Source organism: Shinella sp. GW821-FHT10F02 (assembly GCF_058809275.1).
In genome coordinates this window covers 97,328-116,745 of record NZ_JBXASL010000004.1, presented here as the reverse complement: position 1 = coordinate 116,745, position 19,418 = coordinate 97,328, and the positions used below count along the sequence as shown (strand labels likewise).

The following is a 19,418-nucleotide window of genomic DNA, read 5'->3' as shown; positions in this document are numbered from 1 at the left end:
ATTTGTATTATTTATTCACAATCGTGAATCGAATTAGCGCCCACTTTCAAGCGGCACCCCGATTGCGGCAAATGAATATTGTATGGTTAACAATCACTTACCTCTAGCTCACCGGCGAGATTAAGCGCTTCGTGAGCCGGCAAATCACCCGTTTCGAATCGACTCACGGAAGCCGGCAAAAGTAAATCCCGAGAAGATGGCGGTGGTTTTTAGCGATGGCCGATGTACACTTTAGTCACTGATTCGCTTGGTGATTCTCGCCGATGCGGCCTGACCGGGGGAAGTTCGGACGGTTCCGAACTTTTGGCGGGAAGGAGGCGGGAATGTCCGTTCTGAATCGGAACAGGGGGCTATCATGGAAACGATCCGGTCGGATGTCGCGGCCTGGGAATCCTATGGATTCTCCGCCGAGTCAGGTGAGCGTAAGAGTGCGCGTGAGCTTCTGATTCAACACCTCGGACGCTGCGCCAACCGCGCGGGCCTGTCCACCGGTCTGAGAGCGCTGACCGATTATGTCAGCGCGTCCCACTACCTTCTCGTCCGCCACGATGTCTCGCCCGAAGCCGGGCTCGAAACCGTCGTGGCCTCGGACTGGCCGTTCGACATGGTGCGCTCCATCGCGGGCTCCGTGCTTGCCAGCCAGTCCCGCATGAGCGAACTCGACAAGTGCCTCGGGCTGTTGAAGCCCTGCTTCCACCACCTCGCCGAGGGCGCTCCGGTGCCGAAAGGCGTCAGCCGCGAATATTGCGTCATCGCCTTCCATGTCGGCCGGGCGCGCATGTCGCTGCTGCTGCTCTTCCCGGAGCATTTCATCCTCTCCCAGAGCAAGCTGCGCGATGTCGGCGTCATGACCGGCTATTTCGCCAGCGTCTGCTGCAAGGGCGCGATCCTCCGTCAGGATCGCGAGATGGAACTGACCGAACGCGAGATCGAGTGCCTCTACTGGATCGCCGAAGGCAAGACGAGCGACGAGATCGCCGTCATCCTCGGCATCTCGCGCAACACGATCAACAACTACATCACCAGCGTGATGCGCAAGACCGCGACCAAGACGCGGTCCGAGGCAATCGCCTGGGCCGTTCGCAACAGCCTGGTCTGAGGAGGGCATCATGGACATCCAGCTTTCCGCCCCCACGGCCATCGAGACGGAAATCCGCCTTGCGCGCCCGCCAAAGGCGGCCCGCGCCTCCGATTTCGTCTCCCGCCTTCAGGTGATGCAGACGATCATCGGCGCCGAGCACTTCGCAGTGCTTCGCCTCAGCGGCCATGGCCTGCCGTCGGCACGCAAGCTGACGCTCTCGCTGCACAACTGGGCGCAGGATGTCGACGGCAATGCCCGCGCGCTTATCGAAGCCTACGGCCCCGCCATGCTCGCCCATCTCGAAGCGTCCATGCTGCCGCTGATCTGGGAAGGGGCCGGCGACAACCAGTTCGCCGAATCGGGCGCGGAGCCCTTCACGACGCGTCTCCCGCCGCGGCTTCTCGCCTGGTCGGGCATGGCCTTCCCCATTCGCCTCGGCGCGCATGGCAACGGCTATGTCGTCTTCGTGGGCCCGTTCATCGCGCCGTCCAGCGACCTCATCGTCGATATGCACATGAAGAGCTGCCAGGTGCTGATCGACATGCTGGCCTGCGAGGAAAAGAAGCTCGCGCCCTCCGAAGCGCTCAGCGAACGCGAAATCGCCTGCCTCCAGATGGCCGGCGACGGCTGCATCTCGGAAGCGATCGCCGAAAAGATGGGGCTTTCGGTGCACACCGTGAACGCCTATCTCGGCACCGCCACGACGAAGCTCGACGCGGTTAACCGCATCCAGGCGATCGCCAAGGCTATCCGCCTCGGCTACATCACCTGACGAGCCTTTTGCCTTAAAGCAATTCCAGCAAAAGTGCGTAGCGGTTTTGCGTCCGGAATTGCGGAAATGCTCTAATGAGCGTGCAGAGCCGGTGGCGCCTTGCCACCGGACTTCACGTAGCGCGCCTCCTGGAGGCTCTTGCGCAGGAAGGCCGTGTTGTCGTCGGGATCCGCGGACGGATTGTTGAAGGCGACATGGGTGACTTCCACGCCTGCCGTGTCCTTCTGCAACAGAAGCTTCGCATAGACCGTGACGCCCTGCGGGCGCAGCTCCATGTCGAGCGTCACTTCCGGCTCGGTGCCCCAATCGAGGCTGTAGTCGCCGCCGGCGCCGAAATTCACCGTGCCGGGCAGGAAATACAGCTCCGCCGCCGAGGAGACCAGATCGGCCAGGTTACCGTAGCACTCGAAACGCAACAACGAGACGAGATCGGCGGCGTCGAGCAGTCGGAGCTCTGTGGCGACCGGGCAGATTGCTTCAGCAACAATCTTCTCGCGCTCGGCGGAATAGGTGCATTTTCTCATCGGATCTAGTTTACCCGTCTGGTCTGAGGCGAAGCTGCATAAACCCGGTGAATCAGCTCTGCCACGGCCTTGTAAAACACCGGCGGAATGACACTATCGACCGAGACTTGCGCAAACATTGAGCGTGCGAGCGGCGGGTCTTCAAAAACCGGTATTCCGTTCTCCTCGGCGATCTCGCGAATCTTCAGCGCGACGAGGTCCTGGCCCTTGGCGACGACGACCGGCGCGTCGCCTTCTTCGCGCACGTAACGCAGGGCTACGGCGAAGTGGGTCGGGTTGGCGATGACGAGGGTGGCGCGCGGCACGGCCGTCATCATGCGGCGGCGGGCGCGGTCGCGCTGGATCGAGCGCATGCGGGCGCGCACGATCGGGTCGCCCTGCGACTGCTTCATTTCCTCCTTCACCTCCTGCTTCGTCATCATCAGTTCCGAGAACCAGTGATGGCGCGTCCAGGCAAAGTCGATGCCGGCGATGAGCGCGGTGGCAAACAGGATGATCAGCAGAACCTTGTTGATGTCGGCGGTCATCATCATGATCAGCGCCGCCGGCTCGGAGAACATCGTGTCGAGCGAGGCGAAATAATTGCCGCGCATGGCAAGCGCCACGACGAGCGAGACGAGCAGGATCTTGATCAGCGACTTGGCGAACTCGACGAGGCCCTGCTTGCCGAACAGGCGGCCGAGGCCCTTCACCGGATTGAGGCGAGAAATCTGCGGGCGCACGCGCTCGAGCACCGGGCTCGGCAGGTTCTGCAACACGGAGGAGGCGATGCCGAAGACCATCATCATGATGAGGATGGGCGTCAGAAGCGTTGCGGCCTCCCAGCCGAGATGGCGGAAGATCGCGATCACGTCGGTGCCGGTCTTGAGGTTCCAGGCCTCCGGCTGCTCGAAGAAGTCGCGCAGCGTCTCGTTCATGCGCGCGATGCCGCCCGGCATGAAGAAGACGAGGAAGAGATAGATCGCGAGCGTCGATGCGAAGATGGTGATTTCGCGCGAGAAGGGCGTGTTGCCCTTCTCCATCGCATCGCGAATCTTCTTCTCGGTCGGGAGTTCTGTTTTGCTGTCTTTGTCGTCGTCCGACACGTCGCGCTCCCTAAAAGAAACGGCCCGAATCCCCATTCAGGAGATTCGGGCCGGAAGTACGCTCCGCCTGTGGCGTTACGGTGTCAAGCGGGATCAGGCCGCTTCGCGCGCCTGTTCCTTCTCCTTCAACTGGATTTGTCCGGCCGCCGCCAGGCGGATGGCTTCCTGCGTGATCGAGCGGCGGGCGATCGCCACTTCGCGCGGGTTGACGCCCTGGTCGCCGGCAGCGAGATCGGATTCGATCATGCGGCGCTGGCGTGCGCCGATCGAGGAGAGGATCGATTCGCGCAGTTCCATCGTCGAGCCGCGAAGCGCGGCCGTGATGATGTCGCCGGAGACGTCGTTGAACAGCGACACGCGGCTTCTCTGCGGCATGTAGAGCACGTCTTCGAAGAGGAAGATCTTCGGACGGACCTTCTTGACCGATTCGGTGGAGACCGTTTCGAGCGAGGCGAGCATTTCGTCGACCTGCGACTTTTCGAGCTCGTTCATGAGGTCGGCGACCTTGTTCGAACCCATCGAGTTGCGTTCGGCGTCGAGCGCATTGATCATCTCGATGACGCGCGCTTCCACGATGACGGTTGCCTTCGGGCTCGCATCCTTGAGGTTGACGGTACGGTTGATGATGTCGGCGCGGTGATCCTCGGGAATCTCCAGCAGCACCTTGGCGCCGAAGGCCGAGGGCATCATGGAGAGGATATAGGCGATGGTCTGCGGGTGCTCGTTGAGCAGGAACTTTGCGACGAAGACCGGATCGGCGTCCTGCAGACGGTCCCAGATCGTCGTCTCGTAGCCCTGGAAGGTGGCGCGGCGGCCGAGCAGGCCATCGACTTCGTCCGGCGTCAGGCCCTCCTCGAGAATGCCTTCCATCATCTTGGCATTGTCCATGAGGCCGGCGCCCTCGGTGAAGAGGTCTTCGAACTCGTTGACGAGGTCTAGCAATTCATGCGGCGGGATGGCGCGCAGGTTCTGCGCGGAGGCGATGATCGCCTGGAGCTCGCTCTGGGTAAAATACTTCAAGAGCTTGCCGGCAACACCCTTGCCCATGGCCAGAAGCACGGCTGCCGCCTTCTCGACCTGCGATAGCGGTACGCCGACCGCTGTGGAGGTGCCGAAATTTTCGAAATCCATCATGGATTATCCCCCTGAGACCTGAACCGGTATCAGACCTTGCGTGTACTCTTCACTTCGATGAGCTTGACCCCGAAGCGGGTGTCGTCATTTTCAAGAACGGTGATTTCGCCGCGGCCGATGACACGGCCGTTGACCATGACCTCGACGGGCTCGCCGATGCGGCGGTCGAGCGCGATCGTAGCGCCCTCCGAGAGGTTCATGAGGCTGGAGACCTGCATCTGCGACGAGCCCAGAACGATCTGAAGATCGATCGGGATGTCCATGATGAGGTCCATGTTGGACGTAAGCGCGCTGCCCGGGCGGGCTGCTTCGCCGAGATCGGCGCCAAAATCGGTGCCGCCACCGAAATCGGACCCGCCGAAGCTTGCGCCGCCGCCGAAATCCGAGGTGGCCGCGCCGCCGCCGAAGTCCGAGCTGCCGAAATCGCCGCCGAAAGCGGCGAGCGGGTCGTTGTCGATGGTCGCGGGAAGATCCGAGCCGAAACTGCCGGTAGCATCCTTCTGAAGAACGCCGCGCAGGTCGTCGATCGCCTGCTCCAGTTCCTGGTCGCCCGCGTTGAGGGAAGACGTCATGTCGTCAGCGATGGGTGTTTTCTTCGGTGCCATAAGACCACTATTCCATTCGAAACTTGCCTGAGGCGTGCCACTCGTCAGGCTTCATGCCTAAACTATCCAATGATGTGCTGGAGAAGCTCGTCCTCCGAACCGTAGGTATCCTTGACGCGAACCGTGTAGCGGGCGCCTGAGCGACCGAACTCGCAGACATAGAGGTTGCGGCCGTTGGCGTTCACGTCGACGCGAACGTCGCCCGTCTCGTTGAAAGGGATGATGTCGCCTGCCTGCAGCCGGCTGATCGTGTCGAGCGTCTGGGCTTCGAGGCGAATGCGCGCCTCCAGTGTCACCTTCGAGCGGCGGACCTGCTCGCCGAGCTGTTCGCTCCACTCGACGCGGGTCTTCGCCACATTCGCCGGCTTCGGCGCGGCGATGTTGGATTTCAGGAGAACGCTCTGCGGAACGACGATATGGAAGGTCGAGAGCACCGGGCCGATGCCGACGGCCATGTTGACCATGGCGACGAAGGTCTCGTCCGAGCCGTCGTCGGCAGCCTTGCGGGTCTCCGCATTGTGCGCCGGGCCGAGGAAGGGTTCGAAGCCGTTCGCGCCGTTGACGGCGGTCTTCACCACGCCGGAGATGCGGTCGAACATCATGGCGGCAAGGTCGAGCTCGATCTTGGAGAGCGGCCGCGGCTCGGGATCCTCTATCGAATCGCTGACGGCGCCGAGCATGTTCTCGACGAGCGTGATGATCATCGGGCTGTCGCAGATCAGCGTGAAGCGATCGCACCAGTCGCGCAGCGATGCGTCGCAGAACGCCATCGCGCCGCCGAGGCCTTCCACCAGCGGGCCGTATTTGCCCGTCTCGAAACCCGCATAGGAGACTGCGACCTCGAAACCGAGCTCGCTCTCCAGCATGTCCGGCAGGAACTCGGCGAAGACGTCGCCGAGGCTGGCGCAGAGCTTGGAGATCGTCGCCTGGTCGCCGAGCCGGCCGGTGAGTCGGGCCAGTACGATCGGGTCTAGGGTAGGGGTTTCGCTCACGCTCGCTTCTTTCATGTCTTAGGCCGCCTTCGAACTGCCGCCCGGATTCATCATTTCCTGCTCCACCGCGTCGATCGACGGGCGCTCGTAGGAAGAGATGGTCTTGCGGCCGTATTCCAGCGCCACCTGCGGCACGGAGCCGTTCATGTAGGCGAGCAGCGTCTGCTTGACGATGACGTAGAGGCGGTTCTGCTTTTCGCGCACGACCTTGATGTTGGTGATGATCGGGGTGACGATCGAATAGGACAGGAACACGCCGAGCAGCGTGCCGACAAGGGCTGCCGCGATCTTGCCGCCAAGCACTTCCGGGCTTTCGTTGATGGCGCCCATGGCCTTGATAACGCCGAGAACGGCCGCGACGATGCCGATGGCCGGGAAGGCGTCGCCCATCGTGCTGAGCGCGTGGTAGGGCTTCATCTTGTCGCGGGTGATCGTCTGGATTTCCTCGTCCATCAGCGCCTCGATCTCGTGGCTGCGGGCATTGCCGATGATGATGAGGCGAACATAGTCGCAGATGAAGGCGGTCAGTTCCTTGTTGGCGAGAACCGTCGGCGCGGACTGGAAGATCGGCGACTCGTCCGGATTGTCGATATGCGCCTCGATCTCGTTGCGCGATTTCGTGCGCAGGTCCCGCATCAGGCTGTAGAGTACGCCGAGCGTATCGAGATAATGGCGCTCCTTGGGAACCTTGTGCTTGAAGGCTTCGACGAGCGCGGTTCCGGTCCCTTTGATCACCTTCATCGTGTTCGCGACGATGAAGCCGCCGACGCCGGCGCCGCCGATGATCAGGAGCTCGAAGGGCTGGTTCAGCACCTCCAGGTGCCCGCCCATGGCCATATAGCCGCCAAGGACGCAGCCGAAGGTAACGATTAGACCGATGATAATGTTCATGAGCGCAGGTGTCCCGACACAATTCTGACCCTTGTGGAGATACGGTTCCAGCCTTGCGTGAGGCTGTACCTAACGGCAGGTTTACGGATCAGGTTCGCGCAAGCAAAAACCCGCAGGATCATGGCTCATAACGGGCAATCGTGCCTTCTTGCACCTTGATCGGCGGCCAATCGTGACGACCACCTATACGAGCTACAAGTTGATTACCGCGGACCTCCAGACGTCGCTGTCGCGCGTTCAGGAGCAGCCGGACGTCAAGCGCGAAACGGAATATTACCTCTCGAAGATCGGCAGCATAAAGTCGGTCGATGAATTCTTTGCCGACAGCCGGCTCTATAACTACGTGATGAAGGCCCACGGGCTGGAGGACATGGCCTACGCCAAGGCCTTCATGCGCAAGGTGCTGACGGAAGGCACTGAGGACGAGGCCGCTTTCGCCAACCAGCTCAGCGACACCCGCTACAAGGAGCTGGCCGAATCGCTGAACTTCGCCAAGCACGGCGAGTTCGCCACCGGCTTCGAACGCGCCCAGAAGGGCGTCGTCGACAAATATGCCCGCCAGACGCTGGAAGTCAGCGCCGGCGAGGACAATACCGGCGTGCGCCTGGCGCTCTATTTCGAGCGCATGGCCTCGTCCATCACGTCCGGCTATTCCATCATCGCCGACGATGCGCTGGCCCAAGTCGTGCGCACCGCACTCCAGCTTCCCGCAGAGTTCGCCGGAACCGATATCGACCGGCAGGCCGCCTATTACGAAGAGGCGCTGAACCTCGAAGACTTCAAGGACACCAGCAAGGTCGGCAAGTTCCTCGAACGCTTCACCGCCATGTGGGAGCTGGAAAACCCGTCCGGCAGCTACGATCCGCTGACCGTCTTCCAGTCGTCGAGCCTCACCGGCATTTCGACGGACCTGCTGATTTCCATCAACAACCTGAAACTCGGAGGTCGCTGATCATGCAGACCGGGCTCTATGTATCGCTTTCCTCCCAGCTTGCGCTTGATCGCCGCCTGACGACACTTGCAGACAACGTCGCGAATTCGACGACCGTCGGCTTCCGCGCCACGGAAGTGAAGTTCAACCAGGTCGTCAGCGACCAGAAGGTCGCCGACGTGGCCTTCGTCTCGCAGGGCAACGAATTCCTGTCCACTCGCAGCGGCGGCATGACGGAGACCGGCGGCACGCTCGACTTCGCCATCAAGGGCGACGCCTGGTTCCAGGTGGAGACGCCCTCCGGCCCCACGCTCACCCGCGACGGTCGCTTCACGGTGACCGATGCCGGCGAACTGGTGACGCTCAACGGCTATGCTGTGCTCGACGCCGGCGGCGGGCCGATCCAGCTCGATCTCGCCAACGGGCCGATCCTGCTCAGCGCTGACGGCCAGCTCAACCAGAACGGCCAGCCCGTCGCTGCCCTTGGCCTGTTCGACGCCGATCTCTCCGGCGGCTTCGTGCGCGCCGGCAACAGCGGCATCATCACCACCATTCCGCCCGAACCGGTCGTCGATCGCATGGATGCCGGCGTGGTGCAGGGTTATGTCGAGGAATCCAACGTCAACGCCATCGGCGAGATGACGCAGCTCATCCAGGTCACGCGCGCCTTCGAAAGCATCGCATCCCTGATGCGCGACAGCGAGGAATCGCTGAAGGAAGCTATCCGCACCTTCGGCGGAAACCGGTAAACGATCATGGCGGCAGAGAAGAGGACGACCAGCGACACCCGCATCCCCGATGGCGGTCGCATGCTGAGCGCGATGGCGGGCCTGGTGCGGCGCTATTCCTCACCGGAATTTTCCGTCGTGCATGGCGGCCATGTCCAGACGATCGCGTCCGGCAACTATACGGTGAGCGGCCTGTCGCGCCATGTGCGCCTCGGCGAATTCGTCGCGCATCGCAGCCCGACCGGCATCCATCTGGGCGAAGTCGTGCGCGTCGAGCCGGAGACGGTCGTCGTCTGCCCGATCGAGCCGGGCGAGCCGATCGGCATCCACGACACCGTCATCCGCAAGGGCGCCTTCCGCGTCGCACCGGCCTCCTCGTGGTGTGGCCGCACGATCAATGCGCTCGGCGAACCGATCGACGGGCTCGGCCCGCTGGTCCAGGGCGACGTACGGCGCTCGATCTCCAATTCCGCCCCGCCCTCGATGACCCGCAAACGCGTTGAAAAAGGTTTCCATACCGGTGTGCGCGCCATCGATATCTTCGCGCCGCTCTGCCTCGGCCAGCGCCTCGGCATCTTCGCCGGCTCCGGCGTTGGTAAGTCGACGCTTCTATCGATGCTCGCCCGCGCGGACGCGTTCGACAAGGTCGTCATCGCGCTGGTCGGCGAACGTGGCCGTGAAGTACGTGAATTCATTGAGGATACGCTCGGCGACAACCTGGCGAAATCGGTCGCCGTCGTCGCGACCAGCGACGAAAGCCCGATGCTGCGCAAGATGGCGCCGCTGACCGCCGTAACCATCGCCGAACATTACCGCGACCAGGGCGACAACGTCCTGCTGATCATCGACAGCGTGACGCGCTTTGCACATGCGATCCGCGAAGTGGCGACCGCCTCCGGCGAGCCGCCGATCGCCCGCGGCTACCCTGCCTCCGTCTTCACCGAGCTGCCGCGCCTTTTGGAGCGTGCCGGACCGGGCGCCGAGGGTGCGGGCACGATCACCGCGATCATCTCGATCCTCGTCGACGGTGACAACCACAACGACCCGATCGCCGACTCGACGCGCGGCATTCTCGACGGCCATATCGTGCTTGAGCGCAGCCTCGCCGAAGAGGGCCGCTATCCGCCGATCAACCCGCTCGCCTCCATCTCGCGTCTCGCCCGCAAGGCCTGGACGCCGGACCAGGAGAAGCTGGTGTCGCGGCTGAAGGCGCTGATCCACCGGTTCGAGGAGACGCGAGACCTGCGCCTCATCGGCGGTTACCGCCCGGGTGCCGATGCGGATCTCGACATGGCGATCAAGCAGGTGCCGATCATCTACGAGGTTTTGAAACAGACGCCGGGCGAAAGGCCCGCCGGTGACGCGTTCTCCGACCTTGCGGTCGCGCTGAAGAATGCGGCCGGGCAGGGCGGCGCGCCGGCAACGAGAAGGGGATGACAGTGACCGATTTCGATGCGGACCAGAGCGTTCCGCCGATCAAGCGCATGACGAAGGGGCGTTACAGCACCGGTGACAAGATGCTGGTGGGCACCGGCGTGCTGCTGGCCGCCATGGCCGCTTTCTTTCCGTGGTACGTTTTCCTCAACCCGGATCAGTTTTCGGTTCCCGCACTTTGGGAAGGCAACACCCGCGACCTGCCGGAAACGAAGCCCAAGGAAGTGATGAGTGTCTCGCCTGCGGCGATGGTCGATAACGACGACGACCCGAGCCTGGAAAGCGTCGATCCCGTCTCGACCGCGACCACCGCTGGCGGCGGTGAAAAGGACAAGACGACGCTTGGCGCTCCGGTGGAAACCGGTCTCGACCAGCCGCTGCCGGCCTCGTCCGGCTTCCGGCTGATGCATGTGGCGAACGGCCGGGCGCTGATCGAGGATGCGAGCGGCATGTATATCGTGCGCGTCGGCTCGATCCTGCCGGACAACAGCCGCCTGGCGACGCTGGAACAGCGCGACGGCGCCTGGGTCATCGTCACCTCGAACGGCGACATCGTCAAACGCAACTGACGCTACGGCGGGCCTTCGCCCGCCTTCGATTCGGCCCGTCCGTCGAGGGATGCCGGCCGCCCGCTCGCTGTGGCAAGAGCAGCTTGAGCACTTTATTTTCCGGGGAATTCAGGGACTTGGCGGTGAAGCTCACCCGGTGCAAGTCCCACGCAAGATTGGCTCCGTAGGTTCGCCTCGAACAAGGATGGAGCTTGTCATGCAACCGATACAACTGTTTGAACTGGCATCGAAACAAGCCGAATGGCTTTCTGTCCGCCAGAGCGTGGTTGCAGGCAACATCGCCAACGCGAACACGCCCGCCTTCAAGGCGAAGGACGTGACCCCCTTCCAGTCGGTGCTCGAAACCACGGGCATCCGCATGGCGGCGACGCAGCCGGGCCATTTCACCGAAACCGAAATGGCAAGCCGCGTCATCGACACCAAGCCCACCGAAGAGATCGGCGTGCAGGAGTCCGGCAACACCGTTGGCCTTGCCGAGGAACTCATGAAAGAGGGCCAGGTCAAGCGTGATTTCGAGTTGAATGCCGGCCTCGTCAAGGCCTTTCATCGCATGATGCTGATGACAGTCAGAAGGTAAAAAATGGATCCGCTCGTAGCTTCAATGAAAGTCGCGGCCTCGGGACTTGAGGCGCAATCCACCCGCATCCGTATCGTCTCGGAAAACCTCGCCAACGCCCGGTCCACGGGCGATACGCCGGGTGCCGACCCTTTCCGTCGCAAGACCGTGACCTTCGCGGCCGAGCTCGACCGGGCGACCGGCGCGGCCCTCGTCGAGGTCGAGCGCTTGGGCGTCGACGAAGGCGAGTTCTCGACCGAATACGACCCCGGCAACCCCGCGGCCAACGAACAGGGCATCGTCAAGATGCCGAACGTCAACATGCTGGTCGAAATGGCCGACATGCGGGAAGCCAACCGCTCCTATGAAGCCAACCTGCAGAGCATCAAACAATCGCGCGACCTGATCAGCGCGACCATCGACCTCCTGAGGGCATCGCAATGATCGAGAGCATCAAGGGCGTCAATTCGCTCTTCTCCGCCAATCCCCTTTCGGGCGTGACGGAAACGTCAAACCCCGTTTCCGCTGCCGCCGCGCAGGGAACCGCAACCGGAATGAGCTTCGCCCAGGTGATGGGCGACATGGCGACCGACGCGGCCAACTCGCTGAAGCTCAGCGAAACCAAGTCCTTCGAAGCCATCCAGGGCAAGGCCTCGACCCGCGAAGTGGTCGATGCCGTCATGAACGCCGAGCAGTCACTGCAGACCGCCATCGCCATCCGCGACAAGGTCGTCACCGCCTATCTCGAAGTCGCTAGAATGCAGATCTGAGGACCGGACATGAAAGCCCTTGCCATTGCCGCCACCGGCATGAACGCGCAGCAGACCAATCTCGAAGTGATCGCGAACAACATCGCGAACATCAACACGACGGGCTTCAAGCGCGCCCGCGCCGAGTTCTCCGACCTTCTCTACCAGACGGAGCGCGCCGCCGGTGTGCCGAACCGCGCCAACCAGTCCGTGGTGCCGGAAGGCGCCATCGTCGGCCTCGGCGTCAAGACCGCCGCCGTGCGCAACCTGCATCTCCAAGGCGGCCTCACCAGCACCGGCAACTCCTTCGACCTCGCGCTGATCGGCCGCGGCTGGTTCCAGATCGAGGCCGCGGACGGCACGACGCTCTACACCCGCGCCGGCGCCTTCAACACCAATGCCGACGGCCAGCTCGTCACGCTCGACGGCTACACGGTCGTGCCCGGCATCAACGTTCCGGCCGACGCGACGGAAGTCACTGTCAGCAAGTCCGGCCAGGTCTATGCCACCGTCGCCGGCGACCAGCAGGAACTCGGCCAGATCACGCTGGCGAATTTCGTCAATGAGGCCGGCCTCGAACCGCTCGGCGAAAACCTCTTCCGCGAAACCGCAGCCTCCGGCCCGGCCAATGTCGGCGCCCCGGACGAAGCGGGTTTCGCCTACATCCAGCAGAACTACCTGGAAGCCTCGAACGTCGATCCGGTCAAGGAAATCACCGACCTGATCTCCGCCCAGCGCGCCTATGAGATGAACTCCAAGATCATCCAGGCGGCGGACGAAATGGCGGCCGTGGTCAGCAAGAACCTGAGATAACAACCGGACATGCGGGGAACATGATGTTTCGCCTGATAGCAGCTCTTCGGAAAGAAAAGACCCGGTCGATCCGGTGGCGCGCGGCCCTCGTCGCGCCCGCCGCGCTCGTCGGTCTTCTCGTGGCCGATGCGGCCCTTGCCGACACGCGCACCGCAGTCGTGCCCAAGCGCATCATCTATCCCGGCGAGGAGATCCAGGCGGGACAGCTCGAAGTGGTCGAGGTCACCAACCCGAACATCGTCAAGGGCTTTGCCCAGAATGTCGACGAGGTCAGTGGGCTGGTGACCAAGCGCACGCTGCTGCCGGGTCGCGTCATCCTCGTCTCGGCGCTGCGCGAACCCTTCCTCGTGTCGCGCGGCACGACCGTGCAGATGGTCTTCGACAACGGATCGCTCGTCATCCGCGCCTCCGGCACCCCCTTGCAGGATGGCGCTGCCGGCGAACTGATCCGCATCCGCAACAAGGATTCGGGCGTGACCGTCTCCGGCACGGTCATGGCGGACGGAACCGTGCATGTGGTGGCGAAATGATGCGTAACCTCTTCTCCCATGCCCTTGCCATGATCGCCTGCCTGCTGCTCGCGGCAGGCCCGGCACTGCCGGCCGCTCGCATCAAGGACGTCGCCTCGCTCCAGGCCGGCCGCGACAACCAGCTCATCGGCTACGGCCTCGTCGTCGGTCTCCAGGGCACCGGCGACAGCATGCGTTCGTCGCCATTTACCGAACAGTCCATGCGGGCCATGCTGCAGAACCTCGGCATCTCGATGGTCGGCACGCAGACGCGGGCGAAAAACATCGCCGCCGTGCTCGTCACCGCGACGCTGCCGCCCTTCGCCAGCCCCGGCAGCCGCATCGACGTGACCGTCGGCTCGCTCGGCGACGCGTCGTCGCTGCGCGGCGGCACGCTGGTCATGACATCGCTGTCGGGCGCCGACGGCCAGATCTACGCGGTCGCGCAAGGCTCGATCGTCGTCACCGGCATCAGCGCCGGCGGCGAGGCCGCGACGGTGCAGCAGGGCGTCACCACGGCCGGCCGCGTGCCGAACGGCGCGATCATCGAGCGCGAGCTTCCCTCGCGCTTCAAGGATTCGTCCGATCTCGTGCTGCAACTGCGCAACCCCGACTTTTCCACCGCCGTCGGCATGGCAGATGCCATCAACCGCTATGCGGCCGCGCAATATGGCGCACCGATCGCCGAATCGCGGGATTCGCAGTCGGTCTACATCGCCAAGCCGAAAATGGCCGACCTCGCGCGCCTGATGGCCGATATCGAAAACCTCGTTGTCGAGACGGACGTGCCGGCGCGTGTCGTCGTCAACGAACGCACGGGAACGATCGTCATCGGCCAGGATGTGCGGATCTCACCCGTCGCAGTCAGTTACGGCACGCTGACCGTGCAGATCAACGAGATGCCCAAGGTCGTGCAGCCGGAACCCTTCTCCAGGGGCGAGACAGCGGTCGAGCCGAACACGGATATCCTCGTCCAGCAGGACGGCGGCACGGTTGCGCTGCTCGACGGCTCCAGCCTGCGCTCGCTCGTCTCCGGGCTGAACAGCATCGGCGTCAAGCCGGACGGCATCATCTCGATCCTCCAGAGCATCAAGACCGCAGGCGCCCTCCAGGCAGAACTGGTGTTGCAATGACCACCGTATCGACCCTCACCGCCGTGAAGACGCTGGCGCGTAAGCTCGCGCTGCCGCTGGCGGGCTTCGTGCTGATGGCCATTCCCGGCGCTTTCGCCGAGGAGCGCCCGGTCATCATGACGACCAAGGCGACCGCCGACGAGATCCGCGAATTCTGCACCAATATCGCGGATGCTGCACGCGACCAGCGCTATCTCCTCCAGAAGCAGGAGCTGGAAAACCTGCAGAAGGACGTCGACGAGCGCATCAAGACGCTGGAAGCCCGGCGGGCGGAATATGAGGACTGGCTGAAGCGCCGCAACGATTTCCTCAAGATGGCCGAGGGCGGCCTCGTCGAGATCTACCGCAAGATGAAGCCGGATGCGGCGGCCGGGCAGCTCGCCGAGATCAACCCGGAGATCGCTTCGGCGATCATCATGAAGCTGCCGCCGCGCCAGTCGAGCACCATCCTGGCAGAAATGCCGGCCGATAAGGCAGCACTTCTCACCCGTCTCATCGCGATTGCGGGCGACCCGAACACGTCAAAGGACCCGTCATGAAGAAGACCGCCTCAGCACTCGCCGTCGCGCTGGCTTTGTCGAGCTGCTCCAGCCAGGCCTTGAACGAGATCGGCAAGGCGCCGGCGATGAGCCCGATCGGCAGCGGGCTGAACTATGCGGAAACCCCGCAGCTTGCCATGTATCCGAAGCAGCCGCGCACGGCGGTGTCCGGCTATTCGATCTGGAGCGACCAGCAGTCGGCGCTCTTCAAGGATTCGCGCGCCTTCAAGATCGGCGACATCCTGACCGTCAACATCCGCGTCAACGACCGGGCGACCTTCGACAACAAGACCGACCGCTCCCGCACCAACAAGAGCGGCATGAATCTCGGCTTCGGCGGCTCGGGCAACAATTTCAAGGCTGATACGGAAGCCGACCTGAACTACGGCTCGTCGACCAGCACCAAGGGCGACGGCACGACGGAGCGTTCCGAACGGTTGAACCTGCTCGTCGCCGCGGTCGTGACGGGCGTGATCGAGAACGGCAATCTCCTGATCAGCGGTTCGCAGGAAGTGCGCGTCAACCACGAGCTTCGCATCCTGAACGTCGCCGGCATCGTGCGCCCGCAGGACGTCGATTCCGACAACCAGATCGCCTACGAGCGCATAGCGGAAGCCCGCATCTCCTACGGCGGCCGCGGCCGCCTGACCGAAGTGCAGCAGCCGCCATGGGGCCAGCAGGCCGTCGACCTGCTCTCGCCGATCTGACGCTGGCAAGACCCTAGAGAACCGGAAAGAAAAGCATGGCGGACGAAGCGGAAGTCGTCGAGGAGAAGAAGAAGCCCTCGCTGGTCATCACCATCGCGGCAATCGCGGTGCTGACGGTCCTGGCACTCGGCGGCGGCTGGCTCGTCGGCAACATGCTGGCCCCGCCGCCCACCGACAAGCCGGCGGAAGAGGTGGCGGCAGCCGAGGCCGCCGCTGGCGGAGACGGCCATGGCGGCGGTGCGGAAGGCGATGCGGCGGAAGCCGTGCCGCATATCTCCACCCCGGCGAACGGCGTCGTGCTGCTCGATCCGATCACCAGCAACCTCGCCTATCCCTCCGACAACCGCGTGCGCCTCGAAGTCGCGCTGATGTTCAAGGGCGTTCCGGACGTGGTTCTGGCCGAAGAAATCCACCAGGACATCATGGCCTACATGCGCACGGTCTCGCTCCAGCAGGTGCAGGGACCGCGCGGCTTCCAATATCTCCGGGAAGACCTGCAGGAGCGGGTTGACCTTCGGTCCGAAGGGCGCGTAACCAACGTCATGTTCCGAAGTTTTGTGATCGAATGATTCGAGCCCTTCTGACCTTCGTCGCCATGATGGCGATGACCGGTGCGGCCTACGCCCAGCAGCAGTTGCAGCTGCCGGGCGATCTCCTCAACGCGCCTATCGATGGCTCTGTCGCGTCCTGGATCATTCGTACCTTCGGGCTTTTGACCGTCCTTTCGGTCGCCCCCGGCATTCTCATCATGGTGACGAGCTTTCCGCGTTTCGTCATCGCGTTTTCGATCCTGCGCTCCGGCATGGGGCTTGCCACCACGCCGTCCAACATGATCCTCGTGTCGCTCGCGCTGTTCATGACGTTCTACGTCATGGCGCCGACCTTCGACCGCGCCTGGCAGAACGGCGTCGAGCCGATGATCGCCAACCAGATCGACGAGACCGAAGCGATGCGGCGCATCGCGGAACCGTTCCGCGAATTCATGGTCGCCAATACCCGCGACAAGGACCTTGAACTCTTCATTTCGCTCGCCGAAGAGCGTGGCCAGACCGTCGTCCAGAACAACATCGCGGACCTGCGCGTCGTCATCCCGGCTTTCATGATCTCGGAAATCCGACGCGGTTTCGAAATCGGCTTCCTGGTCGTCCTGCCCTTCCTCGTCATCGACATGATCGTCGCCACCATCACCATGGCCATGGGTATGATGATGCTGCCGCCGACCTCGATTTCGCTGCCCTTCAAGATCCTGTTCTTCGTGTTGATCGACGGCTGGAATCTGCTTGTCGGCAGCCTGGTTCGCTCCTTCAGTTAGAGCTCCTTAACCATACCGTTTTACGCGCCATTTACCCTGTTTCTCAGCGGGTTGCGGCCGCTTGTCCGATTTAAGAAGTTGGCAAGGATTGGCTGCGAGGTTGGAGCTCACACGACGGGTTTGGTATCCCTTCAGAGCCCTGAAGAAACCGAGTTGGCATGATGCCGAACCGCCGTAACCGGTAAGTTTTCAGTCCGGTATGTCCCCACCAGTATTAAGTAAAAAAGGGACAACTAGAATGGCGAGCATTCTCACCAATACGTCTGCAATGGCAGCTCTCCAGACGCTGCGCTCTATCGGCAACGACATGGAAACGACGCAGGGCCGCATTTCGTCCGGTCTGCGCGTTGGCAGCGCCTCGGACAACGCTGCTTACTGGTCGATCGCGACCACCATGCGCTCCGACAACCTCGCACTTTCGGCCGTCTCCGACGCGCTCGGCATGGGTGCCGCCAAGGTCGATACGGCCTATGCCGGTATGGAAGCCGCCATCGACGTCGTAAAGACGATCAAGACCAAGCTGGTCGCCGCCACTGAAGAAGGCGTTGACAAGGCGAAGGTCCAGAAGGAAATCACCCAGCTCCAGGAACAGCTCCTGAACATCGCGGAATCCGCTTCGTTCAACGGCGAAAACTGGATTGCCGGCGCTGCTGGCGACAAGACGGTTGTTTCCGGCTTCGTCCGCGCTGCTGACGATGGCGTCTCCGTCAAGTCGACGACCTACACGCTCGACACCGCCGCAACCGGCAACGTGCTGTTCGGTCACGACGGTACGGACGTCGACACCACTGCCGGCATCCTCGGCTCGGATGGCGCCAACGGCAACGCGGTCTACACGCTGGACATCAGCGGCATGACCGACCCCGATGATCTCGCCGACGCTCTCTCGGACGTCGAATCGGCCCTGAGTGCAATGACGGACGCAGCCGGCACGCTCGGCTCGATCTCCATGCGCATCAACCTGCAGGACGACTTCCTCTCGAAGCTGTCCGACACGATCGACCAGGGCGTAAGCCGCCTTGTCGACGCTGACATGAACGAAGAGTCGACCCGCCTCAAGGCGCTCCAGACCCAGCAGCAGCTGGCCATCCAGGCGCTTTCGATCTCCAACGGCGAATCGCAGAACATCCTGTCGCTCTTCCGTTAATCGACCATCGGGGGAAGGCGCGGAGGCTGACCGCACCCCATCCCTACAGAGAGCCGCGCCCGGCAACGGGCGCGGCTTTTTGCTTTTTATTCCGCGCTAAAGACTTCCTTAACTTTATTGCGGTTTTCTGTGGTCATCGAAACGGTGGGTTAACCAAAAAACTTAACCGGTTAGCAGGCATGAGGCTGACCACCGTTACCCGGCGACCCCGGAATGTCCCTTTTCCCAGTTTCAGCCACTCAAGGGGCACCTTAGACATGACGAGCATTCTGACGAACATCGCGGCAATGACCGCACTCCAGACCCTGCGTTCCATCGGCAGCAACATGGAAGAAACCCAGGCCCGCGTTTCGTCTGGCCTGCGCGTCGCCGGTGCAGCCGACAACGCCGCCTATTGGTCGATCGCCACCACGATGCGTTCGGACAACCTCGCACTTTCCGCCGTTCAGGACGCCCTCGGCCTCGGCGCCGCCAAGGTAGACACCGCTTACGCGGCGATGGACTCGGCGATCGAAGTCGTCAAGGAAATCAAGTCCAAGCTCGTTGCCGCCACGGAAGAAGGCATCGACAAGGCGAAGATCCAGGAAGAACTCACCCAGCTCCAGGACCAGCTCAAGAGCATCGCAGAATCGGCCTCCTTCTCGGGCGAAAACTGGGTTGCCGGCGAAGACGCCGTCGAAAAGTCCGTCGTTTCGGGCTTCGTCCGCTCCGCTGACGACACCGTCTCGGTCAAGACGACCACCTACACCTTCAACTCCGGCGCCGACGGCAACGTCCTCTTCGGCCACGACGGCACCGACATCGACTTCGCCGCCGGTATCCTCGGTACGGCCGGCGCCGTTTCCGGCACCGCCGTCATCGAAATCGAACTCGACGACACGATGACCCCGGCCGACATCGGCGAGTTCCTCTCCGACGTCGAAACCTCGCTCTCGGCAATGACCAGCGCGGCCGCCGAACTTGGCTCGATCTCGATGCGTATCGGCCTGCAGGAAGACTTCGTTTCCAAGCTGACCGACTCGATCGACAGCGGTGTAGGCCGCCTCGTCGACGCCGACATGAACGAAGAATCGACCCGCCTGAAGGCCCTGCAGACCCAGCAGCAGCTCGCCATCCAGTCGCTGTCGATCGCCAACTCCTCTTCCGAAGGCATCCTCCAGCTCTTCCGTTAATCGGAAGGCGAGGCTCAACCCTTCAAGGCCATCAG

The 19,418-nt window shown here is 62.8% G+C and carries 24 protein-coding genes; 18 read left to right on the top strand and 6 right to left on the bottom strand.

Going from position 1 to position 19,418, the window contains the following annotated elements:
* Positions 1 to 355 precede the first annotated feature (355 nt).
* Together visN and visR are read left to right on the top strand one after the other, a co-directional pair.
* On the top strand, positions 356 to 1,099 hold the full coding sequence (gene visN, locus AC1RWL_RS13690) for a transcriptional regulator VisN (protein WP_435267549.1): 744 nt from the start codon (positions 356 to 358) through the stop codon (positions 1,097 to 1,099).
* A 10-nt stretch (positions 1,100 to 1,109) separates the two neighbouring features.
* A complete protein-coding gene (visR, locus tag AC1RWL_RS13685; protein ID WP_493094996.1) occupies positions 1,110 to 1,853 on the top strand; it encodes a transcriptional regulator VisR in 744 nt (247 codons plus the stop codon).
* A 71-nt stretch (positions 1,854 to 1,924) separates the two neighbouring features.
* Here the strand turns inward: visR and AC1RWL_RS13680 are convergent, their stop codons facing one another.
* The 6 genes from AC1RWL_RS13680 to motA form a co-directional block, all read right to left on the bottom strand.
* The gene (locus tag AC1RWL_RS13680) at positions 1,925 to 2,377 is read right to left on the bottom strand and encodes a BspJ family T4SS effector nucleomodulin (RefSeq protein WP_256120754.1); all 453 of its coding nucleotides are present in this window, start codon (positions 2,375 to 2,377) and stop codon (positions 1,925 to 1,927) included.
* A gap of 5 nt (positions 2,378 to 2,382) precedes the next feature.
* Positions 2,383 to 3,498 carry a flagellar biosynthesis protein FlhB gene (flhB, locus tag AC1RWL_RS13675; RefSeq protein ID WP_256120753.1) on the bottom strand — a complete coding sequence of 372 codons (1,116 nt, stop codon included), beginning with the start codon at positions 3,496 to 3,498 and terminating at the stop codon, positions 2,383 to 2,385.
* Between the two features lie 57 nt (positions 3,499 to 3,555).
* On the bottom strand, positions 3,556 to 4,596 hold the full coding sequence (gene fliG, locus AC1RWL_RS13670; RefSeq protein ID WP_493094995.1) for a flagellar motor switch protein FliG: 1,041 nt from the start codon (positions 4,594 to 4,596) through the stop codon (positions 3,556 to 3,558).
* Between the two features lie 29 nt (positions 4,597 to 4,625).
* On the bottom strand, positions 4,626 to 5,201 hold the full coding sequence (gene fliN / locus AC1RWL_RS13665) for a flagellar motor switch protein FliN (RefSeq protein WP_493094994.1): 576 nt from the start codon (positions 5,199 to 5,201) through the stop codon (positions 4,626 to 4,628).
* A 62-nt stretch (positions 5,202 to 5,263) separates the two neighbouring features.
* Positions 5,264 to 6,208, bottom strand: a complete 945-nt coding sequence (locus AC1RWL_RS13660; protein ID WP_493094993.1) for a FliM/FliN family flagellar motor switch protein — start codon at positions 6,206 to 6,208, stop codon at positions 5,264 to 5,266.
* Between the two features lie 3 nt (positions 6,209 to 6,211).
* Entirely contained in the window at positions 6,212 to 7,084 is an 873-nt protein-coding gene (gene motA, locus AC1RWL_RS13655; protein ID WP_256120749.1) for a flagellar motor stator protein MotA, read from the bottom strand.
* 172 nt (positions 7,085 to 7,256) lie between these two features.
* Here motA and AC1RWL_RS13650 point away from each other — a divergent pair, with 172 nt between their 5' ends.
* The 16 genes from AC1RWL_RS13650 (at position 7,257) to AC1RWL_RS13575 (ending at position 19,383) form a co-directional block, all read left to right on the top strand.
* On the top strand, positions 7,257 to 8,036 hold the full coding sequence (locus AC1RWL_RS13650) for a DUF1217 domain-containing protein (RefSeq protein WP_256120748.1): 780 nt from the start codon (positions 7,257 to 7,259) through the stop codon (positions 8,034 to 8,036).
* Between the two features lie 2 nt (positions 8,037 to 8,038).
* Positions 8,039 to 8,764 (top strand): flagellar basal-body rod protein FlgF, encoded by a 726-nt coding sequence (flgF, locus tag AC1RWL_RS13645; RefSeq protein WP_256120747.1) that lies wholly within the window; start codon positions 8,039 to 8,041, stop codon positions 8,762 to 8,764.
* A gap of 6 nt (positions 8,765 to 8,770) precedes the next feature.
* The gene (gene fliI, locus AC1RWL_RS13640) at positions 8,771 to 10,180 is read left to right on the top strand and encodes a flagellar protein export ATPase FliI (protein WP_439630056.1); all 1,410 of its coding nucleotides are present in this window, start codon (positions 8,771 to 8,773) and stop codon (positions 10,178 to 10,180) included.
* Positions 10,177 to 10,746, top strand: a complete 570-nt coding sequence (locus AC1RWL_RS13635) for a flagellar protein (RefSeq protein WP_439630058.1) — start codon at positions 10,177 to 10,179, stop codon at positions 10,744 to 10,746. Before fliI ends, AC1RWL_RS13635 begins: the two co-directional genes overlap by 4 nt.
* 196 nt (positions 10,747 to 10,942) lie before the next feature.
* Positions 10,943 to 11,323: a flagellar basal body rod protein FlgB gene (gene flgB / locus AC1RWL_RS13630; protein ID WP_256120744.1), complete on the top strand. Its 381-nt coding sequence runs from the start codon at positions 10,943 to 10,945 to the stop codon at positions 11,321 to 11,323.
* 3 nt (positions 11,324 to 11,326) lie between these two features.
* Positions 11,327 to 11,746, top strand: coding sequence for a flagellar basal body rod protein FlgC (gene flgC, locus AC1RWL_RS13625; RefSeq protein WP_439630060.1), 420 nt, complete (start codon positions 11,327 to 11,329; stop codon positions 11,744 to 11,746).
* The gene (gene fliE / locus AC1RWL_RS13620; protein ID WP_256120742.1) at positions 11,743 to 12,072 is read left to right on the top strand and encodes a flagellar hook-basal body complex protein FliE; all 330 of its coding nucleotides are present in this window, start codon (positions 11,743 to 11,745) and stop codon (positions 12,070 to 12,072) included. Before flgC ends, fliE begins: the two co-directional genes overlap by 4 nt.
* 9 nt (positions 12,073 to 12,081) lie before the next feature.
* Positions 12,082 to 12,864, top strand: a complete 783-nt coding sequence (flgG, locus tag AC1RWL_RS13615) for a flagellar basal-body rod protein FlgG (protein WP_256120741.1) — start codon at positions 12,082 to 12,084, stop codon at positions 12,862 to 12,864.
* 20 nt (positions 12,865 to 12,884) lie between these two features.
* Entirely contained in the window at positions 12,885 to 13,394 is a 510-nt protein-coding gene (gene flgA / locus AC1RWL_RS13610; RefSeq protein WP_256120740.1) for a flagellar basal body P-ring formation chaperone FlgA, read from the top strand.
* On the top strand, positions 13,394 to 14,506 hold the full coding sequence (locus AC1RWL_RS13605; protein WP_492649957.1) for a flagellar basal body P-ring protein FlgI: 1,113 nt from the start codon (positions 13,394 to 13,396) through the stop codon (positions 14,504 to 14,506). The genes flgA and AC1RWL_RS13605 overlap by 1 nt, the downstream gene beginning before the upstream one ends.
* Positions 14,503 to 15,045, top strand: a complete 543-nt coding sequence (locus AC1RWL_RS13600) for a MotE family protein (RefSeq protein ID WP_439630064.1) — start codon at positions 14,503 to 14,505, stop codon at positions 15,043 to 15,045. The genes AC1RWL_RS13605 and AC1RWL_RS13600 overlap by 4 nt, the downstream gene beginning before the upstream one ends.
* Complete coding sequence (gene flgH, locus AC1RWL_RS13595) at positions 15,042 to 15,752, top strand: flagellar basal body L-ring protein FlgH (protein WP_439630066.1); 711 nt, start codon at positions 15,042 to 15,044, stop codon at positions 15,750 to 15,752. Before AC1RWL_RS13600 ends, flgH begins: the two co-directional genes overlap by 4 nt.
* A gap of 35 nt (positions 15,753 to 15,787) precedes the next feature.
* Positions 15,788 to 16,321 carry a flagellar basal body-associated FliL family protein gene (locus AC1RWL_RS13590; protein WP_256120737.1) on the top strand — a complete coding sequence of 178 codons (534 nt, stop codon included), beginning with the start codon at positions 15,788 to 15,790 and terminating at the stop codon, positions 16,319 to 16,321.
* Complete coding sequence (gene fliP, locus AC1RWL_RS13585; protein ID WP_256120736.1) at positions 16,318 to 17,064, top strand: flagellar type III secretion system pore protein FliP; 747 nt, start codon at positions 16,318 to 16,320, stop codon at positions 17,062 to 17,064. Before AC1RWL_RS13590 ends, fliP begins: the two co-directional genes overlap by 4 nt.
* A 238-nt stretch (positions 17,065 to 17,302) precedes the next feature.
* Complete coding sequence (locus AC1RWL_RS13580; RefSeq protein ID WP_439630070.1) at positions 17,303 to 18,211, top strand: flagellin N-terminal helical domain-containing protein; 909 nt, start codon at positions 17,303 to 17,305, stop codon at positions 18,209 to 18,211.
* Between the two features lie 257 nt (positions 18,212 to 18,468).
* Entirely contained in the window at positions 18,469 to 19,383 is a 915-nt protein-coding gene (locus tag AC1RWL_RS13575) for a flagellin N-terminal helical domain-containing protein (RefSeq protein ID WP_439630072.1), read from the top strand.
* The last annotated feature ends 35 nt before the right edge of the window (positions 19,384 to 19,418 follow it).